The following is a 21,845-nucleotide window of genomic DNA, read 5'->3' on the forward strand; positions in this document are numbered from 1 at the left end:
CGGGATAGGGAACGGATCCAACCGGACCGATCGGACGAAACCGTGCAGCAACCCGGCTGTCGCTGGACCGAGCGCAGATGGGACCGCAGCACCCACCCCAACTCCTCCAAGCCCCGGAACGCCCGGTTCACCAGATGGTCCTTCAGGTGTGCCCACAGCGTCACGACCGGCACTCCAGTTGGCCTTCCGGTTTGTCATGATTTCTGAACTGCTTGACTGCGGTCGTGACAGCGCCGAGCGTGTGCTTGATGGTCGAGGCAGGGGCCCCAGTTGGCGGCCGATCGCTGGCAGGCTCTGGCCTTGGCGGTGCAGATCCGCGCTCCGGCCCCGATCGGTCAGAGTCAGAAAACGCGGGTACACCTGCGCTTCGAGCGCGGCTAGCGTCGGCGGAGAGCGGGCCAGGGACTTGATGGTCGTCTACCCGGTGAGGGAGTCCACGCGGCACCCGTCGGTGTAGAGCCGACCGTTACCGGACTTGCGTGCCCTGTGGTCCCAGTCCCTTGCGGTGCGCTCGTTCACCCCGACTTCTCACGCGGTCTGTCGCGGGGCACTTGTACACAGGCGTTCGTACTCCTGGCGCGCTGGGTGCGGCCGTTTCCTGCGGCGTGAGCGCGGTCCGGCCTGACGAGCCCACCCGAAAGCGGTATACCGGTTGATCTCGATCAGTCGGCCTACCTCGGTGACGATGCCGATCTGTCCATCGAACCGAAGCAACATCACCGCTCTTCCCGCGACAACGACACGGTCGTCGCCATTTCCTGGAAGTTAAGGTGTTGCCACCACCATGAGAACCTAAGCTCCTCCGTGCCCCCGTGGTGTCGGCTGCGTGGCCGACGGGCCAACCAGCGGCCCCGCTCACGCCAGCGCGGGCTTGAGCACCACCTTGGTCCAGCCGTCCTCTCGGTTGTCGAAGTGCTCGTAGGCCTCCGGCGCCCTCTGCAGCGGCAGGTCGTGGGACACGATAAAGGACGGCTTCGCCCGGCCCCGGTGGATCATGTCCCGCAACTGCCGGTTGTAGGCCTTCACCGGCGCCTGGCCAGTACCGATCCTCTGCCCCTGGAACCAGAACGTCCCCATCTCGAAGGTGAGCCGACCGTTGCGGGCCATCTCGTCCGCCGCTCCGGGATCGGAGGGCAGGAAGAGGCCCACGACCCCGATGCCGCCGGTAAACTTCACCGACTTCACCAGGTTGTTCATGGTCATCTCGGGGTGCTCGACACCGAGATGGTCATGAGCCTGATAACCCACGCACTCACATCCGCAGTCCGCACGGCGGCCGTCGGTGAGGTTGAGGATCTGCTCGACCGGGTCGCCCTTGGAGTCGTCGACAGGGATCGCCCCCATCCTCTCCACGAGGCGCAGCCGGTCGGGGTGGCGATCGACCACCATCACCTGGGACGCCCCTTGGAGCAGCGCGGAGTAGGCCGCCATCAGTCCGACAGGACCCGCGCCGTAGACGACGCAGGACTCCCCCGGCTTGAGGCCCGCCAGGCGGGTGGCGTGCCAGCCGGTGGGGAAGATGTCGGCGACCATGACGTAGTCGTCCTCCTTCTCCTGCGCGTCCTCGGGCAGCCTCAGGCAGTTGAAGTCCCCGAACGGCACGCGCAGGTACTCGGCCTGCCCGCCGGAGTAGGGGCCCATCCCGGCGAAGCCGTAGGCGGCCCCGGCCATGTCGGAGTCAGGGTTCGCGGTCAGGCAGTAGGAGGGCATGCCGGTTTCGCAGTTGCGACAGAACCCGCAGCCGATGTTGAAGGGCAGGCAGACGTGGTCGCCGACCTTGACGCGCTCCACGCCGTCACCGACCTCGGCGACCACGCCGAGGTTCTCGTGCCCGAGCACCTTGCCGGGCTCCAGGTCGGTGCGCCCTTCGTACATGTGCAGGTCGGAACCGCAGATGTTGGTGGCGGTGATGCGCACGAGCACGTCGGTCGGACGCTCGACCCGGGCATCCGGGACCTCCTCGACGGAGACATCGCGGGATCCGTTGTACACAAGGGCCTTCATGATCTTCTCCAAGCGTGGGTGCGGGGCGGACTCGGACTGGTGGGGAACCTGCCCTTGATCTGTCCCCTGCTCTCCCAGCACCGGGACGAAACAGCCTCACGCCCATGATTCGGACAAGACACGTCAAGGTTCCGTGACTGACCGCCAGGAGAGCCGGGACGCCGGGTCCCCAATCCCCGCCGCTGGTAGGCCGTGGTTGGCGGCCGCTCTCGCCCGTTTAGGCGGAACCTTCCGGGGACAGGGCTTCGGGGTCGCGACAGCTGAGCAAGCGCCGCGCAAGGACGAAGTGCTACTGGACGCCAACGACATCCAGCTCGGCCACCAGCCCGAACTGCGCTGGAACAGCGAGGCTTATGCAAAAAGTAGCTTGAAGAAGTGGAGTGCTCAGACGGCGCGAAAGGCAGTGGCATAGGTGCGAAGTGGCCTTCTATAGACTGTGAACATACACCGCCATGTCTTGAAGTTCGTGATCGACCGTTCGATCACATAGCGAATCTTATTGATCTTCGTGTTGAATTATTTTTGCCCGCCCAATAGCTCGCCTCCTCGTGGCTTCCGGAACGGTGTTATCAAGCCAACGCCGATGTATCCCTTTTCGCCGATGGAGTTTACGGAGTGCAGAAGCACCTGGCCGACTTCGCCTACGAGACCGGGCTGGAGGGCCGGGCACCTCGAAATGGAACAAGATTGAGCACCGGCTGTTCTCCGCAATTAGTACCAACTGACGCGGCAGGCCGTTGACCAGCCACGCGGTCGTGGTCAACACCATCGGCGCGACCACCACCCGTACCGGGATCAGGGTGCACGCCGAACTCGACCCGGGCAGCTACCCCACCGGCTTCACTGTGCCGGATGAGGTCATGGACGCCCTTCCTTTGACCGGGCACGACTGGCACGGCGCATGGAACTACACGCTGCGGCCCCAGGAGCTCGCGCCGACACCGGTTCCGAGGCAGGAGGACCGTACCCAACCCGAGGACTGGGCGCCCGCCTGGCTGCACCACGTCATGCTCACCGGGCTCAAGGCACACGAGTTCGCGGCGCTGCTGGCCGACGCCGAGCGGTACATCCTCGACCATCCGCCGATCAGCCTGCACCACAAGCGGGTCCGTCACCGAGCACTGCGACGAGGACCGCTCTCGCTGTCGGACCGGCTGCAGGTCACCTTCATCCACTTCCGGTGGAGGACGCGCAAGGGCGAGCTGACGCGGTTGCTCAGCGCGCCCGCCGCAGCGGTCGGAGACGCGGTGCTGGAGATCGTCCCTGTGCTCGATGGTCTGCGGCATACGGTCGCAGCGGCCCCGATCACCGCGCTCACAGCCAGGGCCCTGGAAGCCTTGGTCGGTAGGAGCCATGACCAAGACTGTGCCTTATTTTCCGGCAACCCCCTGGAGAATTATGCACATAGATTATCGCCGACCGATATCGACTTTCACTTCAGCGATCTCGGCCGAAGTCGGCCTACATTTTTACGCGACCCGCTGAATAACCCTCGAAGGACAGCGCCGAAGAAAAAGAGGCTCTTACGGGGCGACTTTGCGGCCACGATGCCCGCGTGCGTCCTGTTGGAACCGTCGGCGGCACGCATCGAGGACTTCACCGGCCGGGGTGCACACGCTTGTAAGCCGGGTTGTGATGGTGGAGCATGGGGTTGGGCCGTCCGATCGCGATTGCTCACTGGACAGAACCTCGGGAGGTCTTGGAGGGAGAGCCACGCCATGTGGTCGCTGCCCGCGATCAGCTCGCCCGCGACTCTGTCGGGACCGAGCCGGTACGGCGCCCATACCTGACCTGGCTACAGTTCGCATAAGGCGATCATCATGAAGGCACTTGTCTGCAACGGACCCCACGACGTGAGGATCGCTGACGTTCCGGACGCGCGTATCGAGCAACCCTTTGACGTCCTGGTCAAGATCACAGCGACCCACATCTGCGGGTCGGACCTGCACATGGACGAGGGCCGCACTGACTTCGAGGAGGGCCGCATCCTCGGCCACGAGAACGTCGGCGAGGTCATCGCGGTCGGCGCCGGGATCGCCAAGACCGCGGTCGCGGACATGGTCTCGGTGCCGTTCAACGTCTCCTGCGGACACTGCCAGAATTGTGAGCACGGGCTGATTAGCTACTGCCTGGCCGCTAACGTGGAGGGCATGGTCGGCGGCGCCTACGGGTTCGCCGACATGGGCGGCTGGATCGGCGGCCAGGCCGAGTACCTGCGTGTCCCGTGGGGCGACTTCCAGTGCTTGCGCCTGCCCGAGGACGCCCGCGATAAGAGATCGATTACGTGATGCTCTCCGACATCTTCCCGACAGGCTGGCACGCCGTGGAGATGTCGGGCCTGAAGGCGGGCGAAACCATCGTCATCTACGGCGGCGGCCCGGTCGGGCTGATGGCCGCCCTCTCCGCGAGCGTCAAGGGGGTGCTGAAGGTGATGGTCGTTGACCGCCATCCCGACCGGCTGCGCCTGGCCGAGCGGGTCGGGGCGATCGCGATCGATGATTCCAAGGGTGACCCGGTCGAGCAGGTCATGGAGCACACCAAGGGGGTCGGTGTCGGCCGTGGTGCCGAGTGTGTCCGTCACCGGGCCCAGGCCCCCCAGGGCAACCAGGACAACGCGGCGACCCTGAATAAGCTGGTGGCCTCGGTGCGGTTCACTGGCGGGATCGGCACCGTCGGGGTGTTCATTTCCCAGGACCCAGGCGGCCCGTATGGGCTGTCCCGGCAGGGCAAGGTCCGCTTCGATTTCGGAGACTTCTGGTTCAAGGGCCAGCAGATGGCCTGCGGGCAGGCCCCAGTCAAGCGCTACAACCGCCACCTGGGCGACCTGATCGCCGCCGACAAGGTCGCCTACTCCCGGATCCTGTCCCACAACCTGGCCTTGGCGGAAGCGCCGGAGGCCTACAAGCACTTCGACGCCCGCGAAGACGGCTGGACCAAGGTCGTGCTCAACCCCGCCTGACCCACGGGCTGAGAATCTGAAGCCGCTAGAGGCGGAGAGGAAAGGTGTGCCGATGACTCATCTCCCTGAGGTTCTGCCCGGCAGGCGGGTGGACGCACACCACCACCTGTGGAGCGCTGCGCGAGTCGAGCGCGGCGACTACCACTGGATGCCCACGGACGGGCCGCTGCGCGGGGATCACTTGCCCGAGCACCTCGCCCCCGCCCTCGAGGCCACCGGGGTCGGCGGGACGATCGTGGTGCAGGCCGCACAGTCGGTGGAGGAGACCCGGTTCCTGCTCGAGACCGCCCACGCCACCGACTTCGTACTCGGTGTAACCGGGTGGGTGGCCCTCGACCGGCCCGAGGACGCCGAGCTGCTGGCCGGGCTCGCCGCCGATGAGTATCTGCGGGCGGTGCGACCCATGATCCACGACCTGCCCGACCCGAACTGGGTCACACGCCCGCAGGTGCACGCCAACCTTGAGCGGCTCAACGAGCTGGGGCTGCGGTTCGAGGCCCTCACCCGTACCGAGCACCTGCCCGCCCTTGAAGCCGCGCTGGAGGCAGTCCCGGAGCTGCCGGCAGTGATCAACCACCTGTCCAAGCCCTCCTACCGGCCGGACGCCGACGACCAGTGGCGGCAGTGGATGCTGCGGTTGGCTGAGCGGCCTAATACCTGGTGCAAGCTCTCCGGGATGCTCACTGAGGTCGGCCCCGGCTGGTCGCCGGCGCAGTTCCAGCCTTACGCGGACTTTCTATTCGAGACCTTCGGCGCCGACCGCGTCATGTTCGGCAGCGACTGGCCGGTCTCCAGCCAGCTCCTCGCCTACACCGAGGTGGTCGCACTTACCGACCGCCTCGTCACCGAATTGAGTCCCGCCGAGGCCGAGGCATTCTGGTCCCACACCGCCGAGCGCTTCTACGGCGTGCAATCGCCCGCCGCCGCGACGCCGGCTCGCTCGGATCAACCGCTATCGTCGTGACAGGCTCCCTCCCACCGCGTCTTTCGAAGAACGCCGATCATGGTTGGACCAGCGAGGCGCCGCCACCCCCTACAACCTCATCTCTGAAGAGCCGAAAAGAACAATCCCCTCGACCCGGCAGGGTCGAGGGGTCCACCGCCGCGACCCGAAGGCTCCGTGTCCTTGGGTGTCCCACTTGAGCCTGACGGAGGGGGTCGGCCAGGACATCGGTGGCTTCGTCGATGTAGCGGTAGCCGGTGGATCGGCCGATGCCGTGGTCGCGGGCCAGGGTGGCGGGGTCGGTCCCCTCGCGGAAGTGGCGCAGAGCCATGACTGCCTGGTGGAAGCAGGTCAGGGCACGGGTTCCCTTGCGGGTGCCGCGCAGCTTGCGTTCGGCGGCCAGGAGGCGGGAGAGGAAGAGAACAACTTCCCTGGGGACGTCCAGGGTGGCAACATAGGTGACCACGTGGAGCCTTTCACGGTAGCCCGGCAAGATTCGACACCTCGCCTTCTACCTGGGGCTCCACGTCTATGTCTGCCGAACGGACATTCCTCCCTTTGTGTTCGTTTTGCCGCTTTCACCCCGCTCCAAAATCGCTGGGATCACCTCACTGCCCACCGAACCAAGGTGAGGCCATCTGTGCACCTCAGAGATCAAGGATCCTCTGAGGGACCCGTCGGGAAATCCTGGTTCTCGATCTCTTCGCTGATCGTCTTCCAAAAGCGCAGGGCCGCGTACTCCAGTTCCAGCCCCAGGCGCAGCGTGATCATCCGGGAGGCGATATCGGTGCGCTCCCCGAAGCGCGCCTTCATTTCTTCGTAGTCCTCGATCCGCTTCTGATGCTGGCGTTGCTGGTCGGCAGCCAGGCGAGCGATGTCCCCGGGCTCACTGAACTCGTTGAAGAAGAGCTTGATCTCGGCGACGTCGCGCAGCTCGAAGTGCTGCTCGGTCGGCTCCCGTAGCCAGTCCCGCAGGGCATCCATCCCTGCTTGCGTGACCGAGTAGGTGCGGCGCCGCCGCCCGGAAACCTCTTCTTCGGACTCCAGCAGCCCGAGCTTCTCCAGCCGTTTGGGTTCGGAGTACAGCTGCGCGTGCGGGAAGTTCCAGAAGTACCCGACGGAGTGGCCGATGGCGCGTTTGAGGTCGTAGGAGGTCGAGGGACCGCGCATGGCGACCATTCCGATGATCACGTACGAGGTGGTGGAGAGACGGGCTGTTGACACTCCCCGGACTATACCGTACGTTTCCAACCGTACTTAACAGACCGTATGTTTCATACTGTCATGGTGAAACCCCCGCAGAGGAGTGCTCATGGACCTGGGAACGGTGCAGAGCTGGACTGCCGAGAGGTACCCGCATCGTCGTGCGGTGGGCGGCGCCCGGCCGATGACGTATCGGGAGTGGGATTCCCGAACCAACCAGCTGGCAAGAGTTCTCTTGGATCGGGGAGTAAGAAGGGGCGACCGAGTCGCACTACTCTTGGCCGGTGGGGAGCCATTGGCGAGCCTGCACCTGGCGGCACAGAAGGTCGGCGCGATCTCCGTCCCCTTGTCGTTCCGGCTCGGCACGGACGAACTCACCTACTGCCTTAAGGACGCCGCCCCCGTCCTGCTGATCACCGATTCCCGTATGGCCGGCTCAGCCGACCCGGCCATACGGGAATCGGGGGTACCACACGTCTACTCCAGCACGAACGGGGCGATCCCGGAGAGCGGCACGGTAGAACACCTTGCCCAGAGACAGGGCGACAGCCGTATTGATGTCGCCGTGCAAGACTCCGACGTGAGCGTCATGCTCTACACCTCTGGTACGACGGGACGCCCCAAGGGGGTGCCCCGCACCCACTACGCCGAGCACCAGGCGGCTGTGGCGCACCTGGTGCAAACCGGTCTGGGATGCTTTAGCCGCACGCTCGGCGTGATGCCGATGTTCCACACGATGGGTCTGCGGACACTACTGGCTAGCGTCGTCAGCGCGGGCACCTGGGTCCCGCAGGTGCGTTTCAACAGCGATGAGTGCCTGGAACTGATCCACGACGAGCGAATCAACTCCCTCTACCTGGTGCCCACTCTCTATTGGGACCTGCTACGCACCGGCAAGCTCGACCAGGCCAAGTCGCTGCGCAACCTGGCCTACGCAGGGGCGGCCATGACACCGGCGCTGGCCGCGGGCGTGGCCGAGGCGGTCAATCCCGAGTCGTTCGTCAACCACTACGGCAGCACCGAGCTCTACACCTTTACCATCGGCCCGGACGTGGTCGCCAAGCCCGGGTCCGCGGGCCGAGCCGGGGTTTTCGGCCACGTGCGGCTCGTCTCACCCGAACCGGGCGCCACCGCCGACGAGCTGGTCGAACCCGGCCAGACCGGTCAGATCGCGGCCAGCATGGACAGCCCCGAGGCGTTCACGGGCTACTGGCTGCGTCCCGACGCGGACGCCAAGAGCATCCGGGACGGCTGGTACTTCCCCGGTGACCTGGCCGTGGCCGATGAGGACGGCGACCTGTGGGTAAGCGGGCGGGTCGACGACATGATCAACTCCGGTGGCGAGAACCTCTACCCGGACGAGATCGAGGACGCCTTGGTGCGCTGCGCCGCTGTCTCCGAGGTCACGGTCGTGGGCCTGCCAGACGACCGCTGGGGCCAGGCGGCCACCGCCTTTATCGTCCCCCGCTCCGGAATGGCACCCCAGGACGCCGTCGAGGCGCTCACCGTCTACCTGCGCGAGGAGTGCCCGCTGCCCTCCTTCAAGCGGCCCAAGCGCCTGGTGGCCGTACCGGAGATCCCCAAGTCGGCCGTCGGGAAGATCCTGCGCCGCAAACTCACCGCGGGCGATTACTCGCCCCTTGCCGAGGCCCGTACCGGGAGGGAGAGGTAAAGCATGGCCACCAGCCCGAAAGCGAACACCGATCCCGTGACCGCCAGGATCGAAGATCCGCCCCTGCTATGCGGCCAGGGCCGCTTCCTGGACGATATCGACCCGTTGCCCGGAACACTCACCGCCGCCATCGTGCGCAGTCCGCACCCACACGCGCGCATTCGAGGCGTGGACACGAGCCGGGCACTAGCCCGGCCGGGAGTGGCGGCTGTGGTCGGCCCCACCGAGGTCCTGGAGGCGCTGCGCCCTTTCCCGCTCTCGGTGACGACACCGATGTCCTACTACCCCACCGGCACGGACAAGGTCCGGTTCGTGGGCGAACCGGTCGCGATCGTGGTGGCCGCGGACCGCTATGCTGCCGAGGACGCCGCCGAGCTGGTTCACGTCGACTACGATCCGCTGCCCGCCGTGGTGGACACCCATAGTGCGCTCGAGCCCGAGGCTCCCCTGCTACACGACGAGGCGAACAGCAACGTCGCGACCGACCGCACGTTCACCTTCGGCCCGATCGAGGAGGAGTTCGCCGACGCGGAACGCACGGTGCGGGGCAGCTACGAGTTCCCCCGGTACTCCTCGACCCCCATGGAGTGCTACTCCGTGATCGCCGAGTGGCGAGACGAAGCGGATGGCCCCGCCGTCACCGCTTGGGCCAACTTCCACGGCCCGTTCTCCATGGTCCCCGTGCTTTCGGGGGCGTTGGGAGTCCCGGCCTCCAGCGTGCGCCTCATCGTCCCGCCGGACAACGGGGGCAGCTTCGGGATCAAGGCCGGCATCTACCCCTACGTCGCGCTGCTGGCCCTGGCCAGCAGGCACGCGGGCCACCCCGTCCGGTGGACCGAGGACCGTATCGAGCACCTGACCGCCAGCTCCGCCGGGTCCGACCGGTCGATGTCCTTCGAGGCGGCACTCGGCGCCGACGCCCGGATCAGGGCACTGCGAGTGGACTTGGTGGACAACGTGGGCGCCTACTTGCGCCCGCCGGAACCGAGCACGCTCTACCGCTGCTTCGGCAACATCACCGGGGCCTACGGCATCGAGGCCGTGGAGCTGCGTTCGCGCGCGGTGGTCAGCAACAAGACCCCGACCGGGCTGAACCGGGGGTTCGGTGGCCAGCAGCTGTACTTCGGGTTGGAGCGGCTCATCGACGAGATCGCCGTGAAGTTCGACCTGGACCCGGCCGAGGTCCGTCGGCGCAACTTCGTTCCGACCGAGGCCATGCCGTATGCCACACCCACCGGAGGTGTCTACGACTCGGGTGACTACCCGGGGGCCTTCGAACTCCTCCTGAAGAACGCCGGCTACAAGGCTCTGCGTGAACAGCAGCGGGAGGCGCGCGCCAACGGGGAGTACCTGGGGATCGGGATGGCCGCGATCGTCGACCCCTCCGCGACCAACATCGGCTATGTGGGCCTGGCCACCCCCGCCGAGACGAGGGCGAAGGGGCGCGGCAAGTCCGGTTCGACCGAGCACGTGCGCGTCAGTGCGGACGTCAACGGGGTCGTCTCCGTACTGCTCGGCACCGTTCCCCAGGGGCAGGGGCACGCGACCGTCGCACGCAAGATCGTCGCCGAACAGCTCGGGCTGCCACTGCGGCAGGTGCGGCCGGTGGTGGAGATGGACACCGCCACGACGCCGTGGACGGTCAGCTCGGGTAGCTACTCCTCCCGGTTCGCGCCGCTGCTGACCAGTGCGCTGGTGGAGGCCTCCGAACGGCTCGCCGCCACGGTTCGGGTGGCGGGAGCGGTCCTGTTGGAGGCCGGCCCCGAGGACGTCGAACTCTCGGGGGGACGGGTCCGGCTGTGCTCGGATCCCGATCGGAGCGTCGAGTTCCGGCACGCGGCAGGGCTTGTGCACTGGGATCCAGGTGCCCTGCCGGACGGGACGTCGGCACGCCTGTACGAGGAGGCCGCGTTCACTCCACCCGAATCCAAGTCCGCGAGCCGGGACGACCGGATTAACTCCAGCCTCTGCTACGGATTCGTTGCCGAACTCGCTGTCGTGCGCATCGACCCCGCAACCTTGGAGATCGAGCTCTCCGACGTCTACACCGTGCACGACGCCGGAACGATCCTCGACAAGACCCTCCTCGAGGGTCAGGTACACGGCGCGCTCGCGCACGGGCTGGGCGGGGCTCTGTACGAGCACATGCCTTACTCCGACGCGGGCCAGCCGATGGCGTCCACGTTCATGGACTACCTCTGCCCGACCAGCGCGGAGGCCGACTACACGCTGCACAGCGACCACATGGAGACGGCGTCACCGCTAACCAGGCTCGGCGCGAAGGGGTGCGGGGAGGGCAGCAGCATGAGCCTTCCCGTAGCCGTCGCCAACGCGGTGTCGGACGCGCTGTCGCCGCAAGGCGTGCGCATCGACTCCCTTCCACTCCACGGCGACGTGCTGCACAGGCTGCTCAACAAGGCGGCACAGGGCACGTCCCCCCGGAACACCCCGGACCCCGACACCATCACCGCCAACTAAGGGACACACTGACATGCCACTCACCGGAGGCGAAATCCGGCTGCACCACGGGCACGACAACCGCGTGGCCTACCTGACGCTGGACCACGGCCCCTACAACATCATCACCTGGGAGACACGTCAGGTGATGGCCGAGCGCTTCACTGAGATCGAAGCCGACGAGCGCGTCCAGGTCATCGTCGTGCAGGCCGAGGGGAAGCACTTCTCCTCGGGCGGGGACATCGCCGGGTTCATGGAGGTCGACCCGGTCGACTTCACCGACCTGGGGCACAACGTGACCGCACCGGCGCGCAGCACAAAGCCGGTCGTGGCCGCGATCGACGGTTACTGCTTCGGCGTCGGGCTGGAACTGGCCCTGTCCTGCGACATCCGGTTGGCCACCGAACGCAGTGAGTTCGCGCTGCCCGAGATGCGGCTGGGGATGATCCCCGGCTCCGGCGGCACCCAGCGGCTTGCCCGGCTCATCGGGCTGTCCCGGGCGAAGTACCACGTCCTGACCGCCGAGCGCATCAAGGCACCGCAAGCAGGTGACTGGGGGCTGGTCGCGCAGGTGCACCCGGACGCCGGGGCACTCTACAACGCCACGGAGGCACTCGTGGACAAGCTGCTGGGCTTCTCACCGCTCGCTGCGCGCACGGCCAAGGAAGTCCTGGACAAAGGTGTGGACGGCCCGCTCTACACCGGCATCGAACTGGAGCGCAAGGCCTACTCGATGCTGCGCTCCAGCCAGGACTTCGCAGAGGGTGTGGCGGCGTTCACCGAGAAGCGCTCGCCCCGGTTCCAGGGGCGGTGACGGGACGTGAAGGCGGCTCCGTTCGACTACGTACGGCCCGCGAGCGTCGAGGACGCGGTAGCCGAACTTCTCGCGGCCGATGGCGGAGGCAAGATCATCGCCGGAGGACAGTCCCTGGTACCGGTTCTCGCCATGCGTCTGGCACGCCCCGACACGCTCGTTGATGTGAACGCGATAGCCGAGCTCTCCACGCTAGTCGAAGAGGACGGCTGGTTGCGGATAGACGCGACCGTCCGCCAGCGCAGGATGGAGCGTGATCCGCTCGGCACCACCGTGCCCCTGTTGCGTATGGCCCTACCCTGGATCGGCCACCGAGAGCTCCGGAGCCGGGGAACGGTGTGCGGCAGCCTGGCGCATGCCGACCCGGCGGCTGAGCTCCCCGCCGTGGCGTGCTGCCTGGACGCTGTCCTCACACTCGCCGGCCCGAACGGGGAAAGGGACGTCACTGCCCGCGGCTTCTTCACCGGGGCGATGACCACCGCTCTGGGACCAAACGAGCTGCTGCGCTCTGTGCGGTTCCCCCGGGCCGGCGACCGCGACGGGTTCGGCTTCGCCGAGATCGCCCGCCGCCACGGAGACTTCGCCCTCGCCGGGGTGGCCGTACGCGTCACCCGAACCGATGACGGGCAGACGGACGCAGTACTCACCGGCTTCGGCGTCTCCGACCGCCCGGTGACGCGTGGCGCCAGTGCGGTGCTTGCCGAGGCCGACCCGTCCTCCGGGACCGAGGCTGAGGCTATCGGTCGGCTCGTTCCGTCCGTGCTTGACCTGGCCGACGACGTCGTGGACACCGAGGGGGACGCGCACGGCTCCCAGGGTTACCGGAAACGACTTTTCAGCACCCTGGCCGCTCGTGAGCTGGTCAGGGCCTACCGCCGCGCGGGACGCGGTTCCAAGGGGTGAGCACATGAGTACCACCGAGCCGGGTCCGACATCCCAAGGGTCCGCCGGGCGGGGACCACGGCCCGTCCGCGCCGAGGCGGGGCAGGAGGTCGGGGTACAGCTCACCGTGAACGGGACCCCAGTGGAACTGCACGTACCGGCCCGCATGACCTTGTCCGACGCGCTCCGCGAGAATCTCGGGCTCACCGGTACCCACGTGGGGTGCGAGCACGGGGTCTGCGGGATGTGCACGGTACTGGTCGACGGTGACGCGGCCCGCGCGTGCCTGCTGTTCGCCTGCCAGCTCGACGGAGCGGAGGTCGTCACCGTCGAGGGCCTGGGACGCCCCGACGACCTGCACCCGCTCCAGGAGGCGTTCGGTCGCAACCACGCCCTCCAGTGCGGTTTCTGCACACCCGGGTTCCTTATGAGCTCCTACGACCTCCTCTCCCACGAGCCCGACGTCGAGGAGGAGGACCTTCCGAAGCAACTCTCCGGAGTCATCTGCCGCTGCACCGGTTACCGCAACATCGTCAGCTCGGTCGCCGAGGCGGCACGGCTCCCTGATGGAATACCCGGACCGGGCAACTGTGCCCGGCGAACCCTGCTCGGACGGGGCGCGGCCGGCGGAGGCCTCCCCTCGGGTACAGGAGAGGACTCGGAGGCGGCGGGGGATGCCGCGCTCAGTGACATCCGCATCGAGCTCCCGGACTCCGACCCCACGGTCTCGGTGGACATCACCAACGACCTCGCCGTGAGCGAGGAACAGCTCTGGCGCGTGCTGGACGATATCCGCACGCTCGCCAGCTGCCTGCCGGGAGCCGAGCTCACCGACGAACTGGGCAACGACCGCTACAGCGGACGCGCCCGGGTCGCCGTCGGCCCCGTCAAGCTCTCCTTCCGAGGGGTGGCGCACATACTTGCGCACGACCGCGCGGACGGGCAGCTGCGAGCCTTGGCCCAGGGAGAGGACGCCGGAGGGGCACGAACCCAGGGGGACATCACCCTGACCACTGCGCGCACCGAGACCGGGATGCGGCTGCGCGCACGGGCCGACGTGTACCTCACCGGTCGCATCGCCCAGTTCGGACGGGCACTGGCCGGAGACATCAGCCGAAGGATGTTCGAACAGTTCACAGAGGCGCTCGAAGAGGTGGCGGCCACGGGTAACGCGCCGGCCCGGAACGTGTCGGCGCCCAGTGCGCTGAGCCTCATGGCGCAGTCGTTCCGAGCCAAGGCCCGTTCCCTGTTCCACCGAGGAGAAAGGCGCGGAAAGTGAGTGCAGAAACCAAACACTCCGACCAGCAACCTCCCCCAGAAGGGCGTCGGCGGCTCATCGAACGCGGACCGGGGTTCGTGGGAGGCGTACGTGAGCTGCCGAGGCGCACGTCCTTCGCCTCGGCGGGAAGCGCCGTGGTCTCCGCGGTCTTCGGCTGTACGGGACCGGCGCTGATCGTCATCAACGGCGCCGAGGCCAACGGCCTGAGCCCGGTGGAGACGTCTTCCTGGATTTTCGCGATCTACGTCTTCGGCGGACTCGTCAGCCTGATCATGGCCACGTACTACCGCCAACCGATCGTGGGTTCGTTCAGCATCCCCGGAGCGGTCCTGGTCGTGAGTGTGCTGGGTTCCTACACGATGGGGGAAATGGTCGGCGCCTACATCGTCGCCAGCCTCCTGGTCTTCCTCCTGGGCGTGAGTGGTGCGGTACGGCGGGTCATGTCGTGGCTGCCGCTGCCCATCATCATGGCGATGATCGCCGGTGCGCTGATGAGTTTCGCCATCGACGTCATCGACGCCGCGTTCGAAGCGCCCTGGATCGTGATCGCCGCCCTAGCGGGCTTCCTGGTGTCGACGCGGTTCCTACCCCGTGTCCCCGGCGTGCTCGCCGGGTTGGTGTGCGGCGCGATCGTGGCGGCCACCACAGGGTCCATCGGCGGCGGCGAGTCCGCCGTGGAGTTGACTGCCCCGGCGCTGATCACGCCGAGTTTCGACATCGGGGTGATCGTCGCGGTGGCCATTCCCCTCGCCGTCCTGGCGATGGGCGCCGAGAACGCCCAGGCCATCGGTGTCCTGTTCACAGAGCGGTACCGCCCGCCGATGAACGCCATGACTATCATCTGCGGAGTCGGCGGGCTGCTGGCCGCGCCGTTCGGCGGGCACAACACGAACATGGCCGGGCCGATGACGGCCATCTGCGCCTCCCCCGAGAGTGGTCCTCACGAGAGCAGATACACCGGGGCCGTGCTCAACGGCGTGCTCTTCGGGTCGTTCGGTGCCCTCGCCGGGCTGGCCGTAGGTGTGATCACAGCGCTGCCGGGTGAGCTCGTCGCGGCCGTCGCGGGACTGGCGATGATCACCGTGCTGGTCACGTCTTTGCAGGGCGCATTCAAGGGCACCCGATTCCAGATTGGCGCCTTCTTCGCACTGGTCATCGCGTTGAGCGACGTGACGGCGTTCGGGATCTCGGCGCCATTCTGGGCGTTGTTGGGCGGTGTACTCGCCTCCCTGGTACTGGAGAGCAGCCACTTCCGTGATCGTGAGACGCGGCAACCCACGAAGTGAAGCCGAGAGGCCGAACTTCCATGGCGATGGAGGCGTTCCACCATCGCTTTTGGAAGCGGTGACCGCAATTGCACCGGAGCGGAACTGATGACATCGGACGCCCCTCAACACCTCTTTCCATCGGACCTTTGATCCGATGGTCAACCCAGCCCGGCCACGAGGAAACCCCAGGCCAGGACCGGTGAACCCGTATCCCCACCTGGGGCCGGAGGCCCTCATAGGGCTCCTGGTGTGCTCAGCGGTACCGGCTACCGCACCGGAACCAGAGTGCCCGCCCCGGCAGGAGCCGCTGTACCCCGCAGCAGCGCCGCGGTGGCCTCGGCCGCGGACTTAGCGACCTCGGGGAAGACCGTCTGATACGTGTCCTGCGTGAAATGCGTGGTCGCATGGCCCAACTCGGCCGAGACCACCTTCACGTCCGTGCCCGCCGCCAGCGCCATCGACGCCGCCCCGTGCCGCAGCCCGTGCAACGTGATCGGCGGGAGTCCAGCCGCCCGGCTGATGCGGGCGAACCAGTCACTCACATGCGAGGGATGCCACCCCGACCCGTCCTGGCGGGTGAACACCAACCCCGAATCCTCCCACTCCTGCCCCGCCCTCAGGCGGGCCTGGTTCTGGAACTTCTTCCAGGTGCGCAGCACCCGCACCGTGTCGGCGTCCAGCGTGATCGTGCGCTGGCCCGCCTCGCTCTTCGGCGTCGAGGTGAACGTAGTCCAGGACAGCTGCACCACCTGGGTGCGGATATCGGCCTGCCCATCGGTGAGCCGGGTGTTGGACCAGGGCAGGCCCACCGCTTCGCCCCGGCGCAGGCCCTTGACGGCGATCAGGTGGAACAAGGGGTGCAACCATACGTACTTCCTCGCATGTTCCAAGAAGGTGCGGGTCTGCTGCGGTGTCCACACCATCACCTCCCCCGGCACCGTGCCGTCCTTCTCCCACTGGGCCACCCGCCCCGGGGTCCACACCAAGGGTTTCTTCCGCGCACACGAGGGCAGGCGTGCGTGCGAGGCGGCGTTGACCATCACCGGCTCCTCCGGGCTGCGCACCGCATCCGAGAGCGCGCTACGCAAGGTGGCGCGGATGCGGTGTTTGGTCGACAGACTCACCACCCGCTGGCCCCGCACCGAGGCCCGCACCGCCGGGTCCTCGGACTCCCTGGCCTCCTCGATGTGGATGTTGTTGGCTTCGATGGAGTCGAACATCGCCTCGACCTGGGTCGACTTCAACCGGTCCAGCCGGATCTTGCCCAGGTGCGGAACGAGGTACTTGCGGATGTGCCCCTCGTAGGAGGCCCGGGTGCCCTGGGCCAAATCGGGCTTGGATGCCACCCACCCGGTGAGGAACTCCCCCACGGTGGGCGCTTGCTTGCGCACATCAGCCCCCGTCCCCAAACGCCGTCGGACCTCCTCCACCGAAGGGAGGCGGGTGCGGGCCTTGAGCGCGTTCTGGATCAGGTCCGCGACCTGGACTTCGACCTCCCCTTCCCCCTGGGCCAGATCGAGGAGGGCTTTGAGGTGCTCCAACCCCTCCCAGGCCTGCTCCTGGCTGTCGATCCCGGTACGGCGGGCCTGGCGCCGTTGACCCTCGCTGGTGCGGGGCAGTTCCAGTTGGTAGCCCCAGTCCCCGTGGCGGGGGTTGAACGCCCCTCCACGGCGGCGCAGCTTCGGGCACCGCGCACCCAAGGCGCGTCCGGAGTTCTCGTCCCGGCATCCGCAGCGCTTGAACACCCGTCCCTGATGAGAAGCCATCTACGACTCCCCCTCCATCCCGTGGTCACCGCGCGCACCACACCGTGAGCACCCACCCGAGGCGGCAGGCGTTTGAAGCCCAAGGTGGGCCAGCACCCCAGCGGTCGGAACCCGCCAAGTACGGCCCACCCGCAGGGCGGGCACCGGGAAGGAACCCTGGCGCAGGAGCCGGTAGGTCGTGGTGCGCCCAAGGCCGAGCATCCGCCCCGCCGCCACCGGGTCCAACACCACCGGCAATCGTGCGACCTCGTCCAACCGGACCGCAGCAAGCGACCTCACCTGATCCACCTCCCCACCACCTGTGAACTGCACGTTTGCGGTGCGCGGCCCCACACCATGCGGGGCACCACGCATCCACGCTCGACCTCACCGAGAAGTGCAAGCGGATTCGACGACACACCCACCGGATTTTCCCTCCAACACCCATTCACCACCCCATATCGGGCGGTTTATCGCTTTCACTGTCCGTAGCCGCCAGCGCCCCCGTGCGGGCCCGAACCCCCGGTTCGGGGCTGGGGCCGGGGCAGGGGGCGGTGGGGCGGCGTGGGGCCACACAGGCACCCACGCCGCCCCGCCCCTCCCCCGGGGTCGGGGCCCTGGTCAGGGGCGGCACCACCCGACCACGGGCCGCCGGTTCAATCCGGGCGGACGGTTCCGGTGTAGGACAGCCAGGCCCGGTAGCGGGCACGCACCGCCTCCGGGATCGCGACCACCCGGTACCGGCCCGCGCCCCGGTGGTGCTCGATCACGTAGTGCTCGCCCTCCCACGCCGGAATGCGGCCCAGGCGAGCCCCGGCCTCGACCACCTCGGCAAAGGCGGCCTGGTCGGTGCAGGTGCGCGGGAAATAGGACACGTCCACGCTGGTGTGCGGGCTCATCGGCAGGTCGGGACGCTCCGCCAGGAAATCGGCCAGACTGCGCATGTCCGCGATGATGCGCGCCCGAAGGTCTGCGCTGGCAGCGTCGGTGAAGAAGTCCGGCTCGGGCAGGAACACCCCCGGCGGACGGGGGTACACCTGCTCGCCCGGTACCTGGTGCTCGGGGTTGTTTCGCCTCATGCCGCCCGTCCTTCCTGGATGATGGTCTGCTCTGCTGTGCCGGGGTTGGTGAACACCAGTACGTCCTCGTGCTGGATGACGTGCACCGGCCACTCGGCTCTGCGCAACCTGCGGGTCTCCATGAGTTGGAAGAACGAGGTCCGCGAGACGACCTCGCCCTCGCGCAGGGCGCACAACAGCGCGGCGCACCGGTCCACCTGGACCAGCCCGGCCCGCCGACCCGCTTCGGCGACCTGGCCGGGGAAATCGACCAGGCGACCGTGGGTGCGGTAGGGGCGGGTGGTCACCACGACCGCCCCTCCCGGCGCGAGCAGGGTGCGGCAGGCCGCCATGATCTGCGTGAAGGAGTCCGCCAGCTTCTCGGGTTTCTGATAAGCGAGGTTGGCCGACCGCCGGTCCCTATCGCGGGAGTAGCGGTGGGCGTGCTTTTCCACCCCTTGGGCCCCGTCCCTGGCCGAGCGGACCTGGCCGTGGGTCATCGACCCGTACGGGGGCGAGGTCAGCACCAACCCCACCCGGCCCGCCAACGGGGTGGCGGCCAGGCCGGTGGCGACCTCGGCGCCTTCCCCGGTGTGCACCCGCCCCTGGCCGGCGGCGCCCTGGACGGTGGCAGTTTCCAGGTTGAGGCGGGCGATGCTCGCCCACTTGGGCTCCAACTCGATGCCCACCCCGCGCCGGCCCAGGTGGGCGGCCTCGACCAGGGTGGTGCCGATCCCGCACATCGGATCCAGCACCACATCCCCAGGCCGGGTATAGGCCGAGATCGCGTGGCGGGCGATCTCGGGCAGCATCTTGGCCGGGTGCTCCACCGATAGGCGGCTGTAGCGATTGCCGCGCTGCTGGCGGGCCTGGCGCTGCCCGGTGGACCACACCGACCACCCCGCACCCCCTGCAGCTTCGGCCTCGTCGTGGTGCCCGTGGCCGTTGAGGCTCTGCTCCAAGTGTGAGCTGTCGAGGTGGGCTGAATACCGGTCCTGGTTCATGCCACCACCTGCCCGCTGGGGCCGGCGGTCACGGTGCGGCCCTTCTTGCGAAAGACCGACACGTTCAGGTGCGCCGGTGAGGTGATCGTGGCCGCGGTCTCGGCAACCGAGGCCGACAACCCCACCTCCTCCATCCCGAGTGGGTGTTCGGGGTCGTGGTCGGGGTCGAACCCGTCCTTTGCGCGCACCGGGACCGTGGCCCCCAGCCCCGCTTCGCAGACGGGTACGGTCAACGCGATCACGTGCTGCACATAGACCAGCCCCGCGCACGCGGCGGCACGCACCACCCCCGGCGCCGGATCCACCACCCCGGACGGCGCGTGTCCGACGGGGGTGACGATGGCGACGATGCCGCCGGGGCGGGTGATCAGGGAAGCGAACTCCACCCGTGCCCGCACACGGCGCCTGCGCACCCGGGTCGAGGTGGTGCACGAGGTCGCCGCAGCGGTCACCAACGTCACGGTCAGGTCCGCGCACGCGGCCCCGGGGTCCGTGGCTGCGGTCGCGCCCGGTGCGTCCAGGGCCGGGTCGAGGACCTCGTGGCCGCGGCCCCGGACCCAGGCCTGTTCGGCGACCTCGCCGGCGCCGGTCAGGTCCGCGACCGCCTGGCCGGGGCGGGTGTATTCGGCCACCAACCGTTCGGCGAGCCGGTCCGGGATGACCGCCTCGCCGCCGTGGTCGGAAGGTGGGTGGTGGTGGGTGCGGGGCGGGCAGGGCCAGACCGCGAGCGGCGGTCGGTCCCCACCACGTGGTGCGGCGGCCGTGTGTGAGGTGTCCTCCAAGGTGGATCCCCTTCTGGTTGTGTATCGCCCTTCACCCCGTGAGAAACACACACCGGCCCCTGTTTTCGACACCCCGCCCCCGAATCCGCCGGGCAGGAGCACACGGCCCCGGCCCCGAACCCGCAGTGGTGGGTTCGAGACCGGGGGCCGTGGCCCGGCTCGGTTCAGGGGTCAGTTGCCCTGCTGCGGCAGACGGCAGGGGCACGTGGGCTTGAGGACCCGCGCCCAGCGTCGCCGTGGCACGGGCAGGACCAGGCACATCGCGATCCGCATCGGTGTGGTGCCCTGGCAGCACTGGCCCGTGAGGCGGTCATGCACGGCCAGGGGGTGCTCGCACACCTGGCACTGCACGTGCAGCCCGGCCGGGTCCACGATGCCGGGCCACTCGCCCCGGAAGAGGAGGGGCCGCAGGAGGGCATCGATGCGCCTGATGATGAGGCTGGTCGCCAACACCCCCGCAGCTACTTGCCCTACCACGGCCACGGACACGTCCCGCACCCAGGGCGGGAGGTCGAGGCTCAGGACCAGGTACGGGTGGAAAAGATCAAACATGAATACTCCCCTAGGGTATATGGAAGGTGGGGGTGTGCCGTGTCGGCGCGCACACCCCCGGCGTGGGTTGGTGTTAGGAGGAGGCGTTCAGCGTGGTCACCGTGCGGGTGATCCAGGCACTGACCTGGCGCAGGGTGTGGACCTTGGCCGAATCTGCGCCCGAGGCTTCCTCCTGGCGGGCCCATTCCTCGAGGCCGGCGGCGATATGGGCACGGAGAGGGCCGTCCAGAGCCGTGACCACGGTGGTGAACACATCGTCGAGATCAAGGTGGGCATCGGGGTCGGTCATCGCCTCCAGGGCGACGAACATCGCCTGCTCGGCCCGGGTGCGGTGTTCCACGAACCCGTGGAGGCGGGCAGCCGCCGCTGGCGGGTGTTCAGCGAGCTTCCAGGCCAGGTACCCGCGATCCTGCAGTGGCACCTCCGGTGGTACGTCACAGGGCACCAGGAAGCCTTCGCGTTCCAAATCACGCAGCAACCGGGACGCAGTTGTATGGCCTTGGTAACCCAAGGCCCTCTGGACCCCGGCGATGGTCGCATAGCCCTGTTCCTGGGCCAGGCGCACAACCTCTGCTCGGCGACGTGCCTGGATGGGGCCAACGGGGGTGGGCGGCGCGGCCTGACCGTGCTCGACCGGGAACCACCTCCCGCCCCGTCCCCGCCGGTCGCGCCATACCAGGCCCCTTTTCGCCAATTCGTTGAGGTGATAGGGCAGGTTGCTCCTGGGGTGCAGCCCGAGGTCGATGGTGATGTCGGTATCGGTGACCCCGCCCGGGTGCTGCCGGATGTAGGCCAGGTACCGCCGACGCGTGGTCTCGGCATTCGTGAGGTTCTCGGCCATGGATTCCTCCGTGTTCTGCGTTGGTTGGGTTCGGTTCGCCGCCCCCGCATACGAGCGCGGAGGCATATGGGGGGTGCAGTGTTGGCGTGCACACCCCCCGGGGGGGCGGGTCAGTGCGCCTGCGCAGCGAACCGGTACCGGCGCGGCCGGTCGCACACCAGCTCGGCTTTGCCTTCCCGGGCGAGCTTGGCGAGGTTGTTCTGGATCGCCCCGATCGAGCGGCCCTGCAACCGGTGACTCAGGGCCGTGGCGGTGAACTCAACCCAGGGGTCAGCTTTGAGTAGGGCCCAGACCATGGTCTTGAGTTCCCCCGGCGCGAGTTTGACGCTGCCGGTGACCCGGTTGAGGCCCTCCTCGTCCGCGCCCGGCTCGTCAGAGCCGG

At 67.9% G+C, this 21,845-nt stretch carries 19 protein-coding genes and 3 pseudogenes; 10 read left to right on the forward strand and 12 right to left on the reverse strand.

The window, feature by feature from the left end:
• Positions 1 to 235 precede the first annotated feature (235 nt).
• Both ACYVD1_RS18245 and ACYVD1_RS18250 read right to left on the reverse strand, forming a co-directional pair.
• Positions 236 to 519 (reverse strand): annotated as a pseudogene (locus ACYVD1_RS18245) (helix-turn-helix domain-containing protein); the annotation flags it as partial.
• A gap of 336 nt (positions 520 to 855) precedes the next feature.
• Positions 856 to 2,004: a glutathione-independent formaldehyde dehydrogenase gene (locus ACYVD1_RS18250; protein WP_460757785.1), complete on the reverse strand. Its 1,149-nt coding sequence runs from the start codon at positions 2,002 to 2,004 to the stop codon at positions 856 to 858.
• Between the two features lie 662 nt (positions 2,005 to 2,666).
• Between ACYVD1_RS18250 and ACYVD1_RS18255 the strand changes: the two are divergent.
• The 4 genes and pseudogenes from ACYVD1_RS18255 to ACYVD1_RS18270 form a co-directional block, all read left to right on the forward strand.
• A pseudogene (locus tag ACYVD1_RS18255) lies at positions 2,667 to 3,794 on the forward strand (ISAzo13-like element transposase-related protein); the annotation flags it as partial.
• A 30-nt stretch (positions 3,795 to 3,824) separates the two neighbouring features.
• The gene (locus ACYVD1_RS18260; RefSeq protein ID WP_460757784.1) at positions 3,825 to 4,292 is read left to right on the forward strand and encodes an alcohol dehydrogenase catalytic domain-containing protein; all 468 of its coding nucleotides are present in this window, start codon (positions 3,825 to 3,827) and stop codon (positions 4,290 to 4,292) included.
• A complete protein-coding gene (locus tag ACYVD1_RS18265) occupies positions 4,292 to 4,963 on the forward strand; it encodes a zinc-binding dehydrogenase (protein ID WP_460774085.1) in 672 nt (223 codons plus the stop codon). Before ACYVD1_RS18260 ends, ACYVD1_RS18265 begins: the two co-directional genes overlap by 1 nt.
• Before the next feature lie 52 nt (positions 4,964 to 5,015).
• The gene (locus ACYVD1_RS18270) at positions 5,016 to 5,927 is read left to right on the forward strand and encodes an amidohydrolase family protein (RefSeq protein WP_460757783.1); all 912 of its coding nucleotides are present in this window, start codon (positions 5,016 to 5,018) and stop codon (positions 5,925 to 5,927) included.
• A gap of 37 nt (positions 5,928 to 5,964) precedes the next feature.
• On the opposite strand, the gene ACYVD1_RS18275 is transcribed toward ACYVD1_RS18270, so the two are convergent.
• Entirely contained in the window at positions 5,965 to 6,399 is a 435-nt protein-coding gene (locus tag ACYVD1_RS18275) for a hypothetical protein (RefSeq protein ID WP_460757782.1), read from the reverse strand.
• Between the two features lie 161 nt (positions 6,400 to 6,560).
• Entirely contained in the window at positions 6,561 to 7,130 is a 570-nt protein-coding gene (locus ACYVD1_RS18280; RefSeq protein WP_460774052.1) for a PadR family transcriptional regulator, read from the reverse strand.
• A gap of 88 nt (positions 7,131 to 7,218) precedes the next feature.
• Between ACYVD1_RS18280 and ACYVD1_RS18285 the strand changes: the two genes are divergently transcribed.
• The 6 genes from ACYVD1_RS18285 to ACYVD1_RS18310 are packed head-to-tail and all read left to right on the forward strand — an operon-like array spanning position 7,219 to position 15,499.
• Entirely contained in the window at positions 7,219 to 8,781 is a 1,563-nt protein-coding gene (locus ACYVD1_RS18285; protein ID WP_460774055.1) for a class I adenylate-forming enzyme family protein, read from the forward strand.
• Positions 8,782 to 8,784: 3 nt separating this feature from the next.
• Positions 8,785 to 11,259 carry a xanthine dehydrogenase family protein molybdopterin-binding subunit gene (locus tag ACYVD1_RS18290; RefSeq protein ID WP_460757779.1) on the forward strand — a complete coding sequence of 825 codons (2,475 nt, stop codon included), beginning with the start codon at positions 8,785 to 8,787 and terminating at the stop codon, positions 11,257 to 11,259.
• Between the two features lie 13 nt (positions 11,260 to 11,272).
• Entirely contained in the window at positions 11,273 to 12,052 is a 780-nt protein-coding gene (locus ACYVD1_RS18295) for an enoyl-CoA hydratase/isomerase family protein (protein ID WP_460757778.1), read from the forward strand.
• 6 nt (positions 12,053 to 12,058) lie between these two features.
• A complete protein-coding gene (locus tag ACYVD1_RS18300; protein ID WP_460774059.1) occupies positions 12,059 to 12,955 on the forward strand; it encodes an FAD binding domain-containing protein in 897 nt (298 codons plus the stop codon).
• A gap of 4 nt (positions 12,956 to 12,959) precedes the next feature.
• Positions 12,960 to 14,213 carry a xanthine dehydrogenase family Fe-S subunit gene (locus tag ACYVD1_RS18305; RefSeq protein WP_460757776.1) on the forward strand — a complete coding sequence of 418 codons (1,254 nt, stop codon included), beginning with the start codon at positions 12,960 to 12,962 and terminating at the stop codon, positions 14,211 to 14,213.
• Positions 14,210 to 15,499: a benzoate/H(+) symporter BenE family transporter gene (locus ACYVD1_RS18310; RefSeq protein ID WP_460757775.1), complete on the forward strand. Its 1,290-nt coding sequence runs from the start codon at positions 14,210 to 14,212 to the stop codon at positions 15,497 to 15,499. The genes ACYVD1_RS18305 and ACYVD1_RS18310 overlap by 4 nt, the downstream gene beginning before the upstream one ends.
• 248 nt (positions 15,500 to 15,747) lie before the next feature.
• Here ACYVD1_RS18310 and ACYVD1_RS18315 read toward each other — a convergent pair whose 3' ends face one another.
• The 8 genes and pseudogenes from ACYVD1_RS18315 to ACYVD1_RS18350 all read right to left on the reverse strand — a co-directional run.
• Positions 15,748 to 17,247, reverse strand: coding sequence for a tyrosine-type recombinase/integrase (locus ACYVD1_RS18315; RefSeq protein WP_460774063.1), 1,500 nt, complete (start codon positions 17,245 to 17,247; stop codon positions 15,748 to 15,750).
• Entirely contained in the window at positions 17,248 to 17,601 is a 354-nt protein-coding gene (locus ACYVD1_RS18320) for a helix-turn-helix domain-containing protein (RefSeq protein WP_460774067.1), read from the reverse strand.
• A 281-nt stretch (positions 17,602 to 17,882) separates the two neighbouring features.
• The gene (locus ACYVD1_RS18325; protein WP_460774070.1) at positions 17,883 to 18,305 is read right to left on the reverse strand and encodes a hypothetical protein; all 423 of its coding nucleotides are present in this window, start codon (positions 18,303 to 18,305) and stop codon (positions 17,883 to 17,885) included.
• Entirely contained in the window at positions 18,302 to 19,288 is a 987-nt protein-coding gene (locus ACYVD1_RS18330) for a TRM11 family SAM-dependent methyltransferase (RefSeq protein WP_460774074.1), read from the reverse strand. The genes ACYVD1_RS18325 and ACYVD1_RS18330 overlap by 4 nt, the downstream gene beginning before the upstream one ends.
• The gene (locus ACYVD1_RS18335) at positions 19,285 to 20,070 is read right to left on the reverse strand and encodes a hypothetical protein (protein ID WP_460774076.1); all 786 of its coding nucleotides are present in this window, start codon (positions 20,068 to 20,070) and stop codon (positions 19,285 to 19,287) included. Before ACYVD1_RS18335 ends, ACYVD1_RS18330 begins: the two co-directional genes overlap by 4 nt.
• A 171-nt stretch (positions 20,071 to 20,241) precedes the next feature.
• Entirely contained in the window at positions 20,242 to 20,622 is a 381-nt protein-coding gene (locus ACYVD1_RS18340) for a hypothetical protein (RefSeq protein WP_460774079.1), read from the reverse strand.
• A gap of 73 nt (positions 20,623 to 20,695) precedes the next feature.
• Positions 20,696 to 21,463 carry a hypothetical protein gene (locus ACYVD1_RS18345; protein WP_460774082.1) on the reverse strand — a complete coding sequence of 256 codons (768 nt, stop codon included), beginning with the start codon at positions 21,461 to 21,463 and terminating at the stop codon, positions 20,696 to 20,698.
• Between the two features lie 110 nt (positions 21,464 to 21,573).
• Positions 21,574 to 21,845 (reverse strand): annotated as a pseudogene (locus ACYVD1_RS18350) (transcriptional regulator); the annotation flags it as partial.

This window comes from Nocardiopsis nanhaiensis (assembly GCF_054778635.1).

Excerpts from the sequence above, each read along its gene's own strand:
- ACYVD1_RS18325 (WP_460774070.1), bottom strand. The coding sequence starts at position 18,305 with ATGAGGCGAAACAACCCCGAGCACCAGGTACCGGGCGAGCAGGTGTAC.
- ACYVD1_RS18315 (WP_460774063.1), bottom strand. The coding sequence starts at position 17,247 with ATGGCTTCTCATCAGGGACGGGTGTTCAAGCGCTGCGGATGCCGGGAC.
- ACYVD1_RS18265 (WP_460774085.1), top strand. The coding sequence starts at position 4,292 with ATGCTCTCCGACATCTTCCCGACAGGCTGGCACGCCGTGGAGATGTCG.
- ACYVD1_RS18330 (WP_460774074.1), bottom strand. The coding sequence starts at position 19,288 with ATGAACCAGGACCGGTATTCAGCCCACCTCGACAGCTCACACTTGGAG.
- ACYVD1_RS18285 (WP_460774055.1), top strand. The coding sequence starts at position 7,219 with ATGGACCTGGGAACGGTGCAGAGCTGGACTGCCGAGAGGTACCCGCAT.
- ACYVD1_RS18305 (WP_460757776.1), top strand. The coding sequence starts at position 12,960 with ATGAGTACCACCGAGCCGGGTCCGACATCCCAAGGGTCCGCCGGGCGG.
- ACYVD1_RS18250 (WP_460757785.1), bottom strand. The coding sequence starts at position 2,004 with ATGAAGGCCCTTGTGTACAACGGATCCCGCGATGTCTCCGTCGAGGAG.
- ACYVD1_RS18290 (WP_460757779.1), top strand. The coding sequence starts at position 8,785 with ATGGCCACCAGCCCGAAAGCGAACACCGATCCCGTGACCGCCAGGATC.
- ACYVD1_RS18340 (WP_460774079.1), bottom strand. The coding sequence starts at position 20,622 with ATGTTTGATCTTTTCCACCCGTACCTGGTCCTGAGCCTCGACCTCCCG.
- ACYVD1_RS18345 (WP_460774082.1), bottom strand. The coding sequence starts at position 21,463 with ATGGCCGAGAACCTCACGAATGCCGAGACCACGCGTCGGCGGTACCTG.
- ACYVD1_RS18295 (WP_460757778.1), top strand. The coding sequence starts at position 11,273 with ATGCCACTCACCGGAGGCGAAATCCGGCTGCACCACGGGCACGACAAC.
- ACYVD1_RS18260 (WP_460757784.1), top strand. The coding sequence starts at position 3,825 with ATGAAGGCACTTGTCTGCAACGGACCCCACGACGTGAGGATCGCTGAC.
- ACYVD1_RS18320 (WP_460774067.1), bottom strand. The coding sequence starts at position 17,601 with ATGCGTGGTGCCCCGCATGGTGTGGGGCCGCGCACCGCAAACGTGCAG.
- ACYVD1_RS18270 (WP_460757783.1), top strand. The coding sequence starts at position 5,016 with ATGACTCATCTCCCTGAGGTTCTGCCCGGCAGGCGGGTGGACGCACAC.